Origin of the sequence: Collinsella aerofaciens, assembly GCF_020709435.1 — a bacterium.
Taxonomy (GTDB): Bacteria; Actinomycetota; Coriobacteriia; order Coriobacteriales; family Coriobacteriaceae; genus Collinsella; species Collinsella aerofaciens_AU.
In genome coordinates this window covers 201,236-217,288 of record NZ_JAJFDP010000002.1, presented here as the reverse complement: position 1 = coordinate 217,288, position 16,053 = coordinate 201,236, and the positions used below count along the sequence as shown (strand labels likewise).

Here is a 16,053-nt window from a genome sequence, read left to right as displayed (position 1 = left end):
GGAATGCTCCTTAACGGGCGCAGGATGTGCCGGCGCTCAGATGATTGATAAGACTTGCCTGGTAGGCGGCACCAAAGCCGTTGTCGATATTGACGACCGAAACGCCGCTGGCGCAGGAGTTGAGCATGGCGAGCAGCGCGGCTACGCCTCCAAAATTTGCGCCGTAGCCCACGCTGGTGGGAACGGCGATGACCGGGCAGCTCACCAGACCGCCGATAACGCTCGCCAGGGCGCCCTCCATGCCGGCGATGGCGATGACCACCTGCGCCTGAGCAAGTTCCTCGGCATGCGCGAGCAGGCGGTGCAGGCCGGCGACACCTACGTCGTAGAGGCGGTCGACCTCGTTGCCATAGAATTCGGCCGTCAACGCGGCTTCTTCGGCGACGGGTAAGTCGCTCGTGCCGGCGCAGGCGACGACGATGCGTCCGTTGCCGGTGGGGGAGGGCTTGCCGCCCACGAGGGCGAGCTGTGCGTCCGGGACATATCCCAGGTCGATGCAGTTGTCGAGGAACTCCGAGGTACGGGTTGCCTTCTCGGCATCCAGGCGCGTGACCAGGACGCGCTCCTGGCCGGCATCGCGCAGTGCTTTGATAATGGCGGCAATTTGCTCGGCGGTTTTACCGGCGCCGTAGACAACCTCGCCGGCACCCTGGCGCACCCCGCGCGAAAGATCGAGCTGTGCAAAGCCCAGATCGGCGGTCGGAGCCGTCTGGATGCGCGTGAGGGCGTCGGCAGGGGTGACTGCCCCGCCGGCAACATCGCTCAGCAATTGCTCAAGATCTCGCTTATCCATATATGTTCCCTTCGACGGCGCAAAGTCTAGCACTCAAAGGGTATGTTTCCGAACACTAAGACAAAATTGTTCGGAAACTATAGGACAGACTGATTCAATTGTTAGATGGATCGACTAGTCGCGCAGGATGATGTCCATGGCGAGCATCAGGTTGCGTTCGTCGATGGCAAACGGGGCCGCCTCGCGCGTCTTGGGCTTGGCACAAAACGCGATGCCCGTGCCCGCGGCCTGAATCATGGGGATGTCGTTGGCGCCGTCGCCGATCGCGACCGTGTGGGCCATATCGACGCCGCACTCAACTGCCCAATCTAGCAGCTGGATGAGCTTGGACTCCTTGGTCACAATGTCTGCCGCCAGCTTTCCGGTGAGCTTGCCGTCCACGACTTCCAGGCGGTTGGCCAGGCAAAAATCGATGCCCGCGGCGGTCACGATCTTATCGGCGACCTCGTGAAAGCCGCCGCTTACCACGCCGACCTTCCAGCCCTTGCTGTGCGCCGAGCGCACAAGCTCCAGCGCGCCGGGGGTAAACGTCACACGCTCAAAGGTGCGCTCGAACACGCTCTCGTCCAGGCCGGCGAGCAGCCCCACGCGCTCCTCGAGTGCCTGCTTAAAGTCAAGCTCGCCGCGCATGGCGCGCTCAGTGATCTGTGCCACCTGCTCGCCTACGCCGGCCTCCTCGCCCAACAGGTCGATGACCTCCTGGTTGATGAGCGTGGAGTCGATATCCATAACGATGAGGTGTGCGGTCATGACGGGCCTTTCCGAGTGCAGTTGTATTGGGGCACATTGTCGCACGTGACGAGCGCGGGCGGGTGCCGCGGCGCGTCAATTGTTTCGTCTCCGTCAAGTCTTTGGGCAGGAGCTACTTTTCCGCGGCACATCGACACAGGTGCGATAAGATAGAACGCCATGTCTGGCTGCGCGGTTTACGCAGGCCGGGCAAATCTGTACGACGCCGCCCGGAACGACACGGGGCGGCACAGATCCATAAAGGAGGATCACTGGTATGAGCCAGACCCGTCCCATCGACGAGCATTCCATGCACACCCGTACCTGCGGCGAGCTTCGCAGCGAGAACGTGGGCGAAGAGGTCACCCTCACCGGTTGGGTGAGCCGTCGCCGCGACCACGGCGGCCTTATCTTCTGCGACCTTCGCGACCGCGAGGGTATCACGCAGCTCACCTTCGACCCCGAGCACTCCGACGGCGACGCCTTTAAGATCGCCGAGACCATGCGTCCCGAGTGGCCCATCAAGATCCACGGCGTCGTGCGCGCCCGTGGCGAGGAGACCACCAACACCAAGCTCGCGACCGGCGAGATCGAGGTCCTGACCGACCACGCCGAGGTGCTCAACACGTCCGTCACCCCGCCGTTCCAGATCGAGGACGGCATCGAGACCAGCGAGGACACCCGCCTGCGTTATCGCTATCTGGACCTCCGTCGTCCCGAGATGATGGCCAACCTCAAGCTGCGCTCCGACTTTACCTTTGCCATTCGCGAGGCGCTGCACAACCGTGAGTTCATGGAGGTCGAGACGCCCTCCCTGTTCAAGTCCACGCCCGAGGGCGCCCGCGACTTCATCGTCCCCAGCCGCATCCAGCCGGGCAACTTCTACGCTCTGCCGCAGTCCCCGCAGCTCCTGAAGCAGCTGCTTATGGTCGGTGGCGTCGAGCGCTACTACCAGGTCGCCAAGTGCTTCCGCGACGAGGACTTGCGTGCCGACCGTCAGCCCGAGTTCACCCAGGTCGATATCGAGATGTCCTTCGTGGACCAGAACGACGTCATGAGCGCGCTCGAAGAGGTCCTGGCCGACGCCTTCGGCCGCATGGGTGTCGAGATGCCCACGCCGCTGCGCCGCATGGACTATTGGGAGGCCATGGACACCTATGGCTCCGACAAGCCCGATACTCGCTACGGCATGCACCTGGTTGACCTGACCGACATCTTTGCCAACTCCAAGTTCAAGGTCTTTGCGACTGCTGCAAACGAGGAGGGCTCTGTCGTCAAGGCCATCAACGCCAAGGGTGCCGGTGTCTGGGCTCGCGCCAAGATCGACAAGCTCGCCGGCGTGGCCTCCACGTTTGGCGCCAAGGGCCTTGCCTGGATCGCCTTCCGCGAGGACGGCTCCATCAACAGCCCCATCGTCAAGTTCTTCTCGGACGAGGAGATGGCTGCCCTGCGCGAGCGCATGGACGTCGAGCCCGGCGACCTTGTGATGTTCGCCGCCGGCCCGCGCCTGCTCTCCGACGAGATCCTGGGCGGCATGCGTTCCCACATGGCCAATGCGCTCGAGGTCAAGCGCGAGGGCCACGACTTCCTGTGGGTCGTCAACTTCCCGCTGTTCCACTGGGACGAGGATCGCAAGGCCTATGCTGCCGAGCACCAGCCCTTTACCCTGCCGACCGAGACCGACATCGCCAAGATCGAGGCCGACCCGCTGGCAGCCGGTTCCTGCACCTACGACTTTGTCATGGACGGCTTTGAGGCCGGCGGCGGCGGTATGCGTATCCACAACGCCGAAATGCAGATGTCCATGCTCAAGCTCCTGGGCTTTACCGAGGAGCGCGCCGAGTCGCAGTTCGGCTTCCTCATGGAGGCTCTCAAGTTTGGTGCGCCCCCGATGGGCGGCTTCGCCCTGGGCCTGGACCGCGTGTGCATGCTGCTCACCGGCTCCGACTCCATCCGCGACGTCATGGCGTTCCCCAAGACGGCCAGCGGCTCCGACCTCATGTCGGGCGCCCCGAGTGCCGTTTCCGGCGCCCAGCTCAAGGACGTCAGCCTGCGCTTGATGTAGGCAAGCGGCTACCTATTGCCTGTAACGAGGGAAGGACGTGTGCCTTCCCTCGTTTTTTATGCGCCGAGGTTGTGAGGGCATGGGGTGACCGGACGTCGAGGAAGCTGCGTCCCGGAATTTGCGTCCAGAATGGGATGTACTTTCCGCCAGGGTCGCTCAGCGGAAACTGCGTCCCAGAATCCAGCCAAATAACGGGTCGCACTTTCCGGTTGAGCCTTCTGGCGGAAACTGTGTCCCATCATTGACGCTCGAAATGGGATGCGATTTCCGTCCCGCCCTCAACAAGCATCTAACGGTACAATAACTACCACGTGGCTGGGTTTTGCCGGCCGAATGTGCGATGTCGTGGGAGGGGACATGGTCGAGTTTACAAAGACGATTAAAGATCCGTTGGGACTTCACGCCCGCCCGGTTGCGCTGCTCTATGACATCATTGCCAAGCACCGTAGTGACGTGTCGGTTTCGATTGGTGACCGCTACACCGATGGCCGCGACGTTATAGGGCTCATGGCACTCTGCGGCGAATGTGGCGAAGACGTCGTGTTCCGCGTTTCGGGCGTGGATGAGGCCTCCTGCATCACGTCGATCAGAAACCTCTCGCTCTAAGCGCATCAATGTGACAAGGGGACAGTCCCCTTTGTTGCATAAATTGGTATGACAAGGCACCGCAAAGAGATGGTCTTTGTGGTGCTTCTTTTGTTTCGTATAGGAAACTTTTTCGAAATCTGAATGGGGACCCTTTCCAAAAAGTTAACCACGTGCTAGTTTACTAAAGCGAACATAGACGTGGTTAACTTTTATCGCGTCGATGTTGAGGACGAACTGACGTTAGGAGCCACTCATGTCTTGCGGACCGCAGATGCCGGCCATGCCGCTTTCGATGGTAAAAGCGGGCGAAACCGTGCGCGTGTCTCGTGTAAAGGGCAATGAGGACATGAAGCACCACCTCAAGGACCTCGGCTTTGTCGAGGGCAACGAAATCCACGTGGTGAGCTCGAGTGGCGCCAATATCATCGTCACGGTGCTGGGCGCACGCTTTGGCATCGATTCCAAGGTTGCCATGCACATCATGACCGTCGGTTAGTCGTCGGTATTTCTGTACGCACTGAAAGGGGGACAAGTAAATGAAGACGTTGGGTGACGTTAAGGTGGGCGAGAGCTCTACCATCGTCAAGCTTCACGGTGAGGGTGCGCTTCGCCGCCACCTTATGGACCTGGGACTCATCAAGGGCACTTCGTTCAAGGTCGTGAAGGTTGCACCGCTCGGTGATCCGGTCGAGATCAACGTTCGCGGCTACGAGCTTTCCATCCGCAAGGAGGAGTCCGCCGTCGTCGAGGTTCAGTAAGGACTCGTGGCGCATATTTCTGCAGATAAAGTTAGGTTTTTCTAACTTAATGCAGCAACTTTGAAGCACATTATCCAGCCCGTGCGGAGAAAGCAGCGCGGGCACACAAGGAAGAAGGATTGAATGGCGGATTCTCAGATCCATGTCGCGCTGGCGGGTAACCCCAACTGCGGCAAGACCACGCTTTTCAACCTGATCACCGGCGCCAACGGCTACGTTGGCAACTGGCCCGGCGTCACGGTTGAGAAAAAGGAGGCCAAGCTCCTAAGCGACAAGAACGTTACCATCACGGACCTCCCTGGCATCTACTCGCTTTCCCCCTACAGCCCCGAGGAGCAATGCTCGCGCGATTACCTCATGAGCGGCGAGCCCGATGTGGTCGTCCAGGTTGTCGATGCCACCAACCTCGAGCGCAACCTGTACCTGGCGCTTCAGGTTATCGAGACCGGCCTGCCCGTGGTCGTCGCCCTCAACATGGCCGACTTGGTCGAGAAGAACGGCGATAAGATCGACACGGACAAGCTCTCCAAGAAGCTCGGCTGCCCGGTCATGATGATCTCGGCCCTTAAGAACAAGGGTATCAAGGAGCTCTTCGAGCAGGTCAAGAAGTCCGCTGCTTCCAAGGGCCAGGTGCCGGAGCACAAGTTCGATTCCTCCATCGAGGACGTTCTGGGCCACATCGAGAACAACCTGCCGGCGAGCGTTCCCGCCAACAAGCGTCGCTACTACGCTGTCAAGCTGTTTGAGCGTGATGCGGACGCCTGCAAGCTCATCAACCTCACCAAGGAGAAGGCCGCTCGCGTTGAGCAACTGGTCGTCCAGTGCGAGCAGGATTGCGACGACGACGCCGAGTCCATCATCACCGGTGAGCGATATGGCGTCATCGCGCACATCATTGACGAGTGCCTCACCAAGGCTCCGGCCAAGATGAGCACCTCCGAGAAGATCGACCGCGTGGTTACCAACCGTATCCTGGGTCTGCCGATCTTTGTGGTCATCATGTTCTGCGTGTACTACATCGCCGTTTCCACCCTGGGCGGCACGGTGACCGACTTCACCAACGACCAGCTCTTCGGTACCGACGGCTGGTATGTGCTCGGTCAGGGCCGCGATGCCTACGACGCTGCCGTCGAGGCCGCGGGTGACAACGCTGATTCGGTCGATCCGGCTCAGTATGGCCCCTATGTTCCCGGCATTACCACCATGGTGCACGATGCCCTTGTGGCGGGTGGCACCGAGGACGGTGGCCTGGTCGATTCGCTGGTCTGCGACGGTATCGTCGGCGGCCTGGGCGCCATCTTCGGCTTTGTGCCGCAGATGTTCCTGCTGTTCGTCATGCTGTCCTTCCTGGAGGACTGCGGCTACATGGCCCGCGTCGCCTTCATCATGGACCGCGTGTTCCGCCGCTTTGGCCTGTCCGGTAAGTCCTTTATCCCCATGCTCGTGTCCTCGGGCTGTGGCGTCCCCGGCGTCATGGCTACCAAGACCATCGAGAACGAGAAGGACCGCCGCATGACGGTCATGACCACCACGTTCATTCCCTGTGGCGCTAAGCTGCCGATCATCGCCCTGCTCATGGGTTCCATCATCGGCGATTCTTCCACCACCGCCGCGTGGATCAGCCCGCTCTTCTACTTCCTGGGCGTCTTTGCCGTCATCGCCTCGGGCCTCATGCTCAAGAAGACCAAGCTCTTCGCCGGTCGCCCGACGCCGTTTGTTATGGAGCTTCCTGCTTACCACTTCCCGGCGATCCGCTCTTGGGCGCTGCACGTGTGGGAGCGCTGCTGGGCCTTTATCAAGAAGGCCGGCACGGTCATCTTCGCGTCCACCGTCGTGGTTTGGTTCCTCTCCAACTTTGGTAGCTACAACGGCTCCTTTGGCTTCCTGCCTGCGATGGACGGCATCCCCGAGGAGTTCATGGACTACTCCGTGCTCGCCATGCTGGGCAATCTGGTCGCTTGGATCTTCGCCCCGCTCGGCTTTAGCACCTGGCAGGCAACCGCGCTGACTGTCTCTGGCCTCGTCGCCAAGGAGAACGTCGTCGCCACCGCCGGCTCGCTGCTGTCCGTCGCCGACGCGGGCGAGACCGACCCGAGCCTGTGGACCGCGTTTGCCGGCATGTTCCCCACCATGGGCGCCTGCGTTGCCTTCGGCGCGTTCAACCTGCTGTGCGCTCCGTGCTTTGCCGCTATGGGTACCATCCGCAACCAGATGGATTCCGGCAAGTGGACCGCGATTGCCCTCGGCTACGAGTGCGCCTTCGCTTGGGTGATCGGCCTGTTCATCAACCAGTTCTATAACCTGCTTGTCCTTGGGCAGTTTGGCTTCTGGACGGTTGTGGCTATCGTGCTGCTGGTCGCGATGCTCTTCCAGATTTTCCGTCCTATGCCCAAGCACGCTTGGACCGACGAGGACGAGACCAACACTGCTTCCGCTGCAGTTTCCGCCTAAGTCCGAATAAGGATCAACCCCTTTCCACGAGCCCGGGTGTCTCAGTGACACTCGGGCTTTTTGACGCAATGGGGGACAGATTGCTTTGCTCCAGAAGTAAGATGTGGCGTTTCCGCAGATAAAACCGACCAAAATAAACCTGTCCCTATTTGGTAGGTGGAGAATGGGGTAAAGTAAGTGCTGGTTAACTAGAGGAGGCTTGCTATGGCACCTATCGATATTGTTGTACTGGCTGTTATCGGCGTTGCGTTTGTCGCCGTGTGCGTGCGCATCTACCGCAAGGGCACCTGCGCCGACTGCGCTCAGGGTGGCGTTTGCACGGGGCATTGCTCCAACAAAAAGACGTGCGCCGCACTTAAGGGCGTAGACAAAATCGCCGAAGACTTGGGCCGCGGTATCAAATAAGGTCTGGACATCCAAGCGCCCCGCGGGCATCCGTTCGCGGGGCGCTTTGTGCATTTGAGGGAGAGCACGGCGAGTCGAAGAGTATTTTTGGGGTATCGTTAACTGGACTATTAATTGGCAACTTATCTATAACGGAGTAATCCCATGAGCGCTCGCGTAACCATGAAGGACATAGCCGCCGAGCTTGGCGTTTCCATCAATACCGTGCACAAGGCCCTGACGGGAAAGGCCGGCGTGAGCGAATCCGTGCGCGCCAAGGTGAACACTAAGGCCGAGGCCATGGGCTATCACCGCAACACAAGTGCCTCAAGCCTGCGCCGTAAGGATATCAATCTGGTGTTTTGCCTGCCCCGCGCATCGCGCGAGGGAGCGTACTTTTTCCGTTACCTGTGGGAAGGCTGCAATCGCTTTGAACAGGAGGTCATCGACCGGGGCATTACGGTTGAACGCGTTGAATTTGGCGTGGGCGGCTACGCTGATGCACTCGAGCAAATCGACGAGCGTCTGCAGGTGGGCGAGAAGATCGATGGCTTGCTCGCCTATGCGCCGGGCGACGATCGTGCGACTGAGCTTTTGGGGCAGATCGCCGAGGCGGGCGTGACGATTGAGCTTGTCGACGGCGACCGTCCGCATTTGAATCGTTTGGGTGCGAGCTTGGCCGATTATTCGACGGCAGGCAGCCTTATGGCCGAGCAGGCGGCAAACCTGGTCCATGCTTCTGGGGCCGACGCCCGCGTGCTCCTTTTGACAGGCGACCCATATACCGATTCGCACTATCTAACCGCCCGCGCCTTCCACAATTACCTGCGCGAACGTGATATTCCATGGCAGGTTGAGGATCTTGCAGGTGCCCATGCGCAAGTCAAACAACTCGAGCATGAGCTCGAAAAGCGCTTGAGTGCGCCGGACGCCCCCGAACTTATCTGTAGCGTTTTTGCCGTTGGTTCCGAAGTGGTTGCCGACGCGCTCGTTTCGACCGGCAAGGCCGGTCAGGTCATGGTGATCGGCAACGACCTGTTTCCCGAAAGTGCTCTGGCCTTGCGCCGCGGTATCTTTACCAATATTGTCTATAAGGACCCGACGAGCCTGGCGTATCGCGGCGCTAAGACGCTGGGCGATTATCTGCTGTGGGGAAGGACCCCGACGGTGCCCGTCCAGAAGGGCGCCGTCGAGATGGTATTTGCCAGCAATGTCGATCGCTACTGCGAACTTGCGGGTATTTAGCCGATTGAGCAGGTACCCCCTCTTGCGACGTGCATTTTTGGGAGTATTCAGCATTGGCATGCCCTGAATGAGGTGCAGAACGACTGTTTTAAGTGCCCCCGATGGCGTAATTTGCCATCGGGGGCACTTTTTATGCCGATCGGGCGCTATCTGCGTTCCAAATAGGACGCTGAGGATGGCGCACGGCGCGCTCCAATGCTGAATACTCCCAAAAATGTACGTCGGGACATGACCCACCTGAGCAAAAGCGCTCAAGTTCGGTGTTCGGGGACGCCAACCAGTCCGCAATACATGCAAGTCACATCCCCAGCAACCGTTGAACGGGCAAAATCTACCGTTCATCCCGTGGTGGTTAGGTGAACGTTCACCTTTTGAGGTGCAATGGATTAGTATAGTGAACGTTCACCTAAAGGATAACGAGCGCGCCGTGCGCCCGCCTTGCCAGCAAAGGGGCTGTTTGATGAAAAACTTTATGGACGATCAGGATTTCCTGCTGAGCACCAAGACCGGCGAGGAGCTGTTCCACAACTTTGCCGAGGGCATGCCCATCGTCGACTATCACTGCCACATTTCTCCTAAGGAGATTTGGGAGGACAAGCGTTTCGAGAACATCACCGAGGTTTGGCTGGGCGGCGACCACTACAAGTGGCGCCTGATGCGTGCCAACGGCGTCGACGAGCGTTTTATCACTGGCGACGCCCCTGCTCGCGAGAAGTTCCAAAAGTGGGCCGAGACCCTGGGTCGCTGCGTTGGCAACCCCGTCTTTGAGTGGAGCCACCTGGAGCTTAAGCGCTACTTTGGCTACGAGGGCGTCCTCAACGGCAAGACTGCCCAGGAGGTCTGGGACCTTGCCAACGCCAAGCTCGCTGAGGCTAGCTTTACCTGCCGCAACCTGATCAAGCAGTCCAACGTCCGCATGATCTGCACTACCGACGACCCCGCCGACAGCTTTGAGTGGCACAAGAAGATTACCGCCGACGACAGCTTTGACGTTCAGGTCGTTCCCGCCATGCGCCCCGATGCCGCTTTGCGCATCGAGCGCGGCCAGGAGTTTGCCGACTACTGCAAGCACCTTTCCGAGGTTGCCGGCGTTGAGGTCAGCGACTTTGAGGGCATGAAGGCTGCCATTTCCAAGCGCTACGACGTTGCTCACGAGCTGGGCTGCCGCGCCTCCGACCACGCACTCGACTACGTTATGTACGTCCCGGCTACCGCCGACGAGATCGAGGCTATCTTTGTCAAGGGTCTGGCTGCCGAGCCGCTTACCGAGGAAGAGGTCCTCAAGTACAAGACTGCCTTTATGCAGTTCGTTGCCGGCGAGTATGTCCGTCTGGGCTGGGCCATGCAGCTGCACTTTGGCTGCAAGCGCGACAACAACCGCGCCATGTTCGCCAAGCTCGGTCCCGACACCGGCTACGACTGCATCTCCAACTACACGCCGTCCGACCAGCTCGCCGATTTCCTCAACTCCATCCAGGAGACCTGCGGCCTGCCCAAGGCCATCCTGTACAGCCTGAACCCCATCGATAACACCATGATCGATACCGTCATGGGCTGCTTCCAGGAGGCTCCGACCGCCGGTAAGATCCAGAACGGCTCCGCCTGGTGGTTCAACGACAACGAGGTCGGCATGCGCGAGCAACTCACGGCTCTGGCTAACGAGGGCGTGTTGGGCAACTTTGTGGGCATGCTTACCGATTCCCGCTCCTTCCTGTCCTATCCGCGCCACGAGTACTTCCGTCGCGTGCTGTGCAGCGTGATCGGCGAGTGGGTCGAGCAGGGCAAGTACCCGGCCGACATGGAGCTGCTGGGCGAGGTTGTGCGTGACATCAGCTACAACAACGCGGTCCGCTACTTTGGCTTTGATTTGGACACCGTCGAGGCATAAGCCTGCATCGAATCACATCGAACTCGGGAGCGCCGTTGCCACACGCGGCGCCCCCGTTTTGCTTGCACGCTAACAGCTATCTAAGGAGAGACACAGATGGAGAACATCAGCTACGATGCGCTCGAGAAGATCGGCTACAAGGGCTATTTGCTGCCCAAGGATGCTCCCGAGAAGGTTCTGCAGTTTGGCGAGGGCAATTTCCTGCGCGCCTTCGTCGACCGTTTCTTTGACATGGGCAACGAGGCCACCGGCTGGAACGGCAAGGTCGTCATGGTGCAGCCCATCAACGGTGCCTTTGGCTTTGCCGACGGTATCAATGCCCAGGACGACCTGTACACCGTGCTGGTGCGCGGCAAGGAGAACGGCAACACGGTTGACGAGTCCCGCGTGATCAGCGCCTGCAGCCGCTGCCTTAACCCGTATCGTGAGGACGACTACCGCGCCATGATGGAGGTCGCCGTCTCCGACGACCTAGAGATCATCGTCTCCAACACCACCGAGGCCGGTATCGCCTATGACCCGTCCTGCAAGGCCGACGACATGCCACCCGCGAGCTTCCCCGCCAAGCTTGCCCAGGTGCTCCACACCCGCTGGGCTGCCGGTAAGCCGGGCGTCATCGTCCTCGCCTGCGAGCTCATCGATCACAACGGCGAGGAGTTGCTGCGCATCATGAACCAGTATGTGAGCGACTGGGGCTGGGAGGACGAGTTTGCGCAGTGGATGGCTAACGACTGCACCGTCTGCACCACGCTCGTCGACACCATCGTCCCCGGCCGCATCCGCGATCCTAAGGAGGCCGCGGCGGTTGCCGAGCGTCTGGGCTACGAGGATCCCTTCCTGGCCGTGCGCGAGCCCTTCCAGATGTGGGGCATCCAGGGCGACGAGTCGCTTGCCGAGAAGCTTCCCTTTGTGAAGGCTGGTCTTCCGGGTGTCTTTGTGACTCCCGACGTCACCCCGTACAAAAAGCGCAAGGTCCGCATCCTCAACGGTGCCCATACCGCCTTCGTTCCGGGTTCCTGGGTTGCCGGCTTTGATATCGTGCGCGACTGCATGCATGACGAGACCATTCGCGGCTTCATGAACACCATGCTCTACGACGAGGTCATTCCGACGCTTGCCGCCGACTTGGATGTCGAGGACTGCAAGGCCTTTGCCGCCGCCGTCGAAAACCGCTTCGACAACCCGTTTATTGATCATGCGCTGCTCTCCATCTGCCTCAACTCCACGGCTAAGTGGCGCGCTCGTGACCTGCCCACGCTCAAGGACTACGTTGCCGAGACCGGCAACCTGCCCAAGTGCCTGGCGACGAGCCTCGCTACGCTCATCTCCTTCTACACGCAGGAGCTCGTGTCCCGCGAGGGCGACGGCCTGCACCTGCGTCGCTCCGACGGCACCGAGTACACCGCTCAGGACGACGCCTTCGTGCTCGACTTCTACGCCGCCCATGCCGGCGCCGACGATGCCCAGCTGGTGCACGACGTGCTCACCAACGAGCAGATGTGGGGCGAGGACCTTACGCAGATCGCAGGTCTTGAGGAGTTTGTCGTCAGCGCGCTCGCTGTCGTGCGTGCCGAGGGCGCCAAGCAGGCCTTCGCCAACGCTCAGGCGTAAATTTCCGGCGCAGACGCGGGCGCGGGACGGCGTGCCCGCGTCTCGACTTCTGCTCAACCTGTAGGGTTAGGACCATTTGTAATGAATACTATCCAGATCAATCCGGCCGATAACGTGATCGTTGCGCTGTCGCCGCTTGCCAAGGGCACTGCCGTCGCGGTTCCCGGGGTGGGCGAGGTCGTGGCCGCAGAGGATATTCCGCAAGGCCACAAGATGGCTGTGCGCTCGATTGCCGCCGGCGAGGACGTCATTAAGTACGGCCTTCCTATCGGTCATGTGACGGGCGATGTCCAGCCCGGTCAGTGGCTCCACACGCACAATGTGAAGACCAACCTTTCGGGCGAGGTCGAGTATACCTACAACCCCACACATCCGGTCGTTGAGCCGGTTGAGCCCGAGACCTTTATGGGGTTCCGCCGCGCCGACGGTCGTGCCGCGACGCGCAACGAGCTGTGGATCATCCCCACGGTCGGCTGTGTCAACGAAGTCGCCCGTGCCATGTGCGAGCAGGCCCAGGATCTGGTCGATGGCTCGCTGGAGGGCGTCTACTACTTCCCGCATCCGTTCGGTTGCTCGCAGACCGGCGCCGACCATGCCCAGACCCGTCGTCTGCTGGTGGCACTGTCGCGTCACGCAAATGCCGCGGGCGTGCTGTTCCTGTCGCTCGGTTGCGAGAACTGCACGCATCAGCAGGTGCTCGACGAGCTCGGTGACTTCGATCACGAGCGCGTTCGTTTTCTCACCTGCCAGGATGTAGCCGACGAGCAAATCGAGGGCCACAAGATTCTGGCCGAGCTGGCAGACCTGGCAAAGCAGTCCAAGCGCGAGCCCATTCCGGCCTCCGAGCTGGTCATTGGTCTTAAGTGTGGCGGCTCCGACGGTCTTTCGGGCATTACCGCCAACCCCACGATCGGTCGCGTGAGCGATATGGTCGTCGCCCGTGGCGGCACGTCGGTGCTTACCGAGGTGCCCGAGATGTTTGGCGCGGAGAGCATCCTGCTCGACCGTTGCGAGAACGAGCAGGTCTTTAACGCTGCCTCCGACATGCTCAATGGATTTAAGGACTACTTTATTAGCCACGGCGAGGTCGTTTATGAGAACCCGAGTCCCGGCAACAAGGACGGCGGTATTACCACGCTCGAGGACAAGAGCTGCGGCTGCGTGCAAAAGGGCGGATCTGCCCCCATCGTCGACGTGCTGCCGTATGCCGGCCAGGCAAATAAACACGGCCTGAACATGCTGTGCGGTCCGGGCAACGACATGGTATCCACCACGGCGTTGACGGCTGCCGGCTGCCACGTGATTCTGTTCTCGACCGGCCGCGGCACACCGTTTGGCGCGCCGGCGCCTACCCTCAAGGTGTTCACCAATCAGCGTTTGTGCGACCACAAGGCCAACTGGATGGACTTTAACGCTGGCGTGATTGCCACGGGTGAGCGCACGCTCGACGAGGCTGCCCACGATCTGTACCAGCTGGTGCTGGAGACGGCGAGCGGTAAGCTCACGAGTGCTGAGCGCCGTGGCTGTCACGAGATCAGTATCTGGAAGGACGGCGTCTGCTTGTAGCGGCAAGTGCGCCCAAGCATAGCGAGATGTCATCGGCCCCATCGGGAGTGTTCCCGGCGGGGCCTTTTCGTTTCATGGTTAAGTGAATATGTTGGTATGTCTGATAAACGTTCACCTATCTCATGGCTGTCCAGCATGGCACCTTTACCAGCAGAAAATAGGTGTGAGGATCTCAATTGTGTCCGTTCAGCGGTAAAAATCGACCGTTCAAGGATATTATTCAAGTGAACGTTCACCTGTCGTAAGCAATCGCGCATAATCTAACTAAACGTTCACCCTGAACGCTGGGCAGACAGATGTCAGTGTGGACTCAACTGTCTTGTTACAAGACAATCGAGAAAAGAGAGGGAGCTCGATGACTAATAAGATCGGAAAAAAGCGTAAGATCACATTCTGGACGCGCTTGGGCTTTGGTATGGGCGGTATGCTCAATTCCGGTGCCCTGACCTTTACGCACAGCTACATGGTGCTGTTCCTGTCCACGGAGTGTGGCCTGTCCGCAGGCGAGGCTGCACTGATCAGCTCGTTTGCCATCTATGTCAACGCCATTCTTTGCCCGCTGATGGGCTTTGTGGCCGATAACTTCTATGCCACCAAGATTGGCCGCATCTTTGGTCGTCGTCGTTTCTGGATCTTGCTGGCCATCCCGATGATGATCGCCGAGCCGCTCATCTTCGTGGCTACGCCGTTTGGCTTCCCGTACTACTTTGTGCTGTACCTGATCTACAACGTCGCGTACACGTTCTGCACCGCCAACCTGTCGCCGCTTACCATCGAGATGACCGACGACTTTAAGGAGCTTACGTACCTTACCGGCTACAAGCATCTCTTTGGTAACGCCGCCGGCTTCCTGATGGCAGCACTCGTCGGCTTTGGCTTTGGCACCTTCGGCGAGACCAACCCGTTTAGCTACTTCATCATCGCTACGATCAACGCTTCGGTCATGGCAATCTCGCTGCTCTGCGTGTACCTGTCCACGTGGGAGCACACCCCCGAGGAGGTCGCTCAGGAGAAGATCGAGAGCGTCGGCGAGGGCATCAAGAAGTTCTTCATCGACGTTATCTCCACCTTCCGCAACAAGTCCTTCCGCAAGGTCCTGTATGCACAGGTCTCCACGAAGCTTGCTGCTGCCTGCTGGTCTGCCTGCCTGTCCTTCTTCATCGTCTACTGCCTGCAGATTCCTAAGTCCTACGAGTCCGTGATGGAGATGCCTGGCAAGGTCGTCGCTATCGTCTGCACCGCCATCTGGGTCGCCCTCATGGCCAAGAAGGGCTTCCACAAGTCTTGGTACCTCGCAAATGCCGGTTGCGCTGCGTGCATCATTGCCTACAACTACTTCGCCTTTGGTCAGATCAACGGCACCTCCACGGTCGCCATCGCCATGATCGCCTACCCCATCATCTTCGCCATCTGGAAGTTCTTCTACGTCGGCTTCCAGTACCTGCCCGATGTTCTGCTCAACTACATCCCCGATGTCGATGAACTCATCACCCTGCGTCGTCGCGAGGGCATCTACAGCTCCGCGCAGCAGCTCTGCCAGCAGATCGCCCAGGCTATCGCCGTCAACGTGTGGGCTATCGTCCTTGCTGCCTCCGGCTTCATTCAGACCGCCGGCAATAGCGACGCCGTGACCCAGCCCGCTACCGTGCCTCTGTATATCTGCGGCTACATGATCATCGGCTGCGCCGGCTTCTTCCTGCTTGCGGCCGTCCTTGCCCGCGGCATCAAGATCGACAAGGAGCAGTGCGACATCCTTTGCGACGAGATTCACCGCGTCAAGGAGGGTGGCAAGATGGCCGACGTCAAGCCCGAGGTCAAGGCGCTTTGCGAGGAGCTCTCCGGCTTTAAGTACGAGGACTGCTTTGCCCACAACAACGTTGGCTTCCAGGACGGTAGCGTAACCCCCGCCGAGTAAGGCCGACATATCGTCCAAATCACAGGGCCGTGCCACCGGAATTCCGCCGGCAGGCACGGC

13 protein-coding genes are annotated in these 16,053 nt (G+C 59.9%); 11 read left to right on the top strand and 2 right to left on the bottom strand.

The genetic code is table 11. The features are described 5' to 3' along the window. Window positions 1-10: 10 nt before the first annotated feature. Together larB and serB are read right to left on the bottom strand one after the other, a co-directional pair. Window positions 11-793, bottom strand: coding sequence for a nickel pincer cofactor biosynthesis protein LarB (gene larB / locus LK493_RS02665; protein WP_227790038.1), 783 nt, complete (start codon window positions 791-793; stop codon window positions 11-13). 114 nt (window positions 794-907) lie between these two features. Further along, entirely contained in the window at window positions 908-1,543 is a 636-nt protein-coding gene (gene serB / locus LK493_RS02660; protein WP_117862451.1) for a phosphoserine phosphatase SerB, read from the bottom strand. 256 nt (window positions 1,544-1,799) lie between these two features. Here serB and aspS point away from each other — a divergent pair, with 256 nt between their 5' ends. The 11 genes from aspS (at window position 1,800) to LK493_RS02605 (ending at window position 15,993) form a co-directional block, all read left to right on the top strand. After that, the gene (gene aspS / locus LK493_RS02655) at window positions 1,800-3,587 is read left to right on the top strand and encodes an aspartate--tRNA ligase (RefSeq protein ID WP_117862452.1); all 1,788 of its coding nucleotides are present in this window, start codon (window positions 1,800-1,802) and stop codon (window positions 3,585-3,587) included. Window positions 3,588-3,944: 357 nt separating this feature from the next. After that, entirely contained in the window at window positions 3,945-4,193 is a 249-nt protein-coding gene (locus LK493_RS02650; RefSeq protein ID WP_227790037.1) for an HPr family phosphocarrier protein, read from the top strand. A 235-nt stretch (window positions 4,194-4,428) separates the two neighbouring features. Continuing rightward, window positions 4,429-4,671, top strand: a complete 243-nt coding sequence (locus tag LK493_RS02645; RefSeq protein ID WP_022094360.1) for a FeoA family protein — start codon at window positions 4,429-4,431, stop codon at window positions 4,669-4,671. A 40-nt stretch (window positions 4,672-4,711) separates the two neighbouring features. Beyond that, window positions 4,712-4,933, top strand: a complete 222-nt coding sequence (locus tag LK493_RS02640) for a FeoA family protein (protein ID WP_227790036.1) — start codon at window positions 4,712-4,714, stop codon at window positions 4,931-4,933. A 123-nt stretch (window positions 4,934-5,056) separates the two neighbouring features. Beyond that, a complete protein-coding gene (gene feoB / locus LK493_RS02635) occupies window positions 5,057-7,384 on the top strand; it encodes a ferrous iron transporter B (protein ID WP_227790035.1) in 2,328 nt (775 codons plus the stop codon). Between the two features lie 204 nt (window positions 7,385-7,588). Beyond that, window positions 7,589-7,789, top strand: a complete 201-nt coding sequence (locus LK493_RS02630; protein WP_006234772.1) for a hypothetical protein — start codon at window positions 7,589-7,591, stop codon at window positions 7,787-7,789. 144 nt (window positions 7,790-7,933) lie between these two features. Then, window positions 7,934-9,013: a substrate-binding domain-containing protein gene (locus LK493_RS02625; RefSeq protein WP_227790034.1), complete on the top strand. Its 1,080-nt coding sequence runs from the start codon at window positions 7,934-7,936 to the stop codon at window positions 9,011-9,013. 460 nt (window positions 9,014-9,473) lie between these two features. After that, window positions 9,474-10,901, top strand: coding sequence for a glucuronate isomerase (uxaC, locus tag LK493_RS02620; RefSeq protein ID WP_227790033.1), 1,428 nt, complete (start codon window positions 9,474-9,476; stop codon window positions 10,899-10,901). Window positions 10,902-10,997: 96 nt separating this feature from the next. After that, window positions 10,998-12,512 carry a tagaturonate reductase gene (locus LK493_RS02615; protein ID WP_227790032.1) on the top strand — a complete coding sequence of 505 codons (1,515 nt, stop codon included), beginning with the start codon at window positions 10,998-11,000 and terminating at the stop codon, window positions 12,510-12,512. Window positions 12,513-12,593: 81 nt separating this feature from the next. After that, entirely contained in the window at window positions 12,594-14,078 is a 1,485-nt protein-coding gene (locus tag LK493_RS02610) for a UxaA family hydrolase (protein ID WP_227790031.1), read from the top strand. Window positions 14,079-14,433: 355 nt separating this feature from the next. Next, window positions 14,434-15,993 carry an MFS transporter gene (locus tag LK493_RS02605; protein ID WP_227790030.1) on the top strand — a complete coding sequence of 520 codons (1,560 nt, stop codon included), beginning with the start codon at window positions 14,434-14,436 and terminating at the stop codon, window positions 15,991-15,993. Window positions 15,994-16,053: the final 60 nt, after the last annotated feature.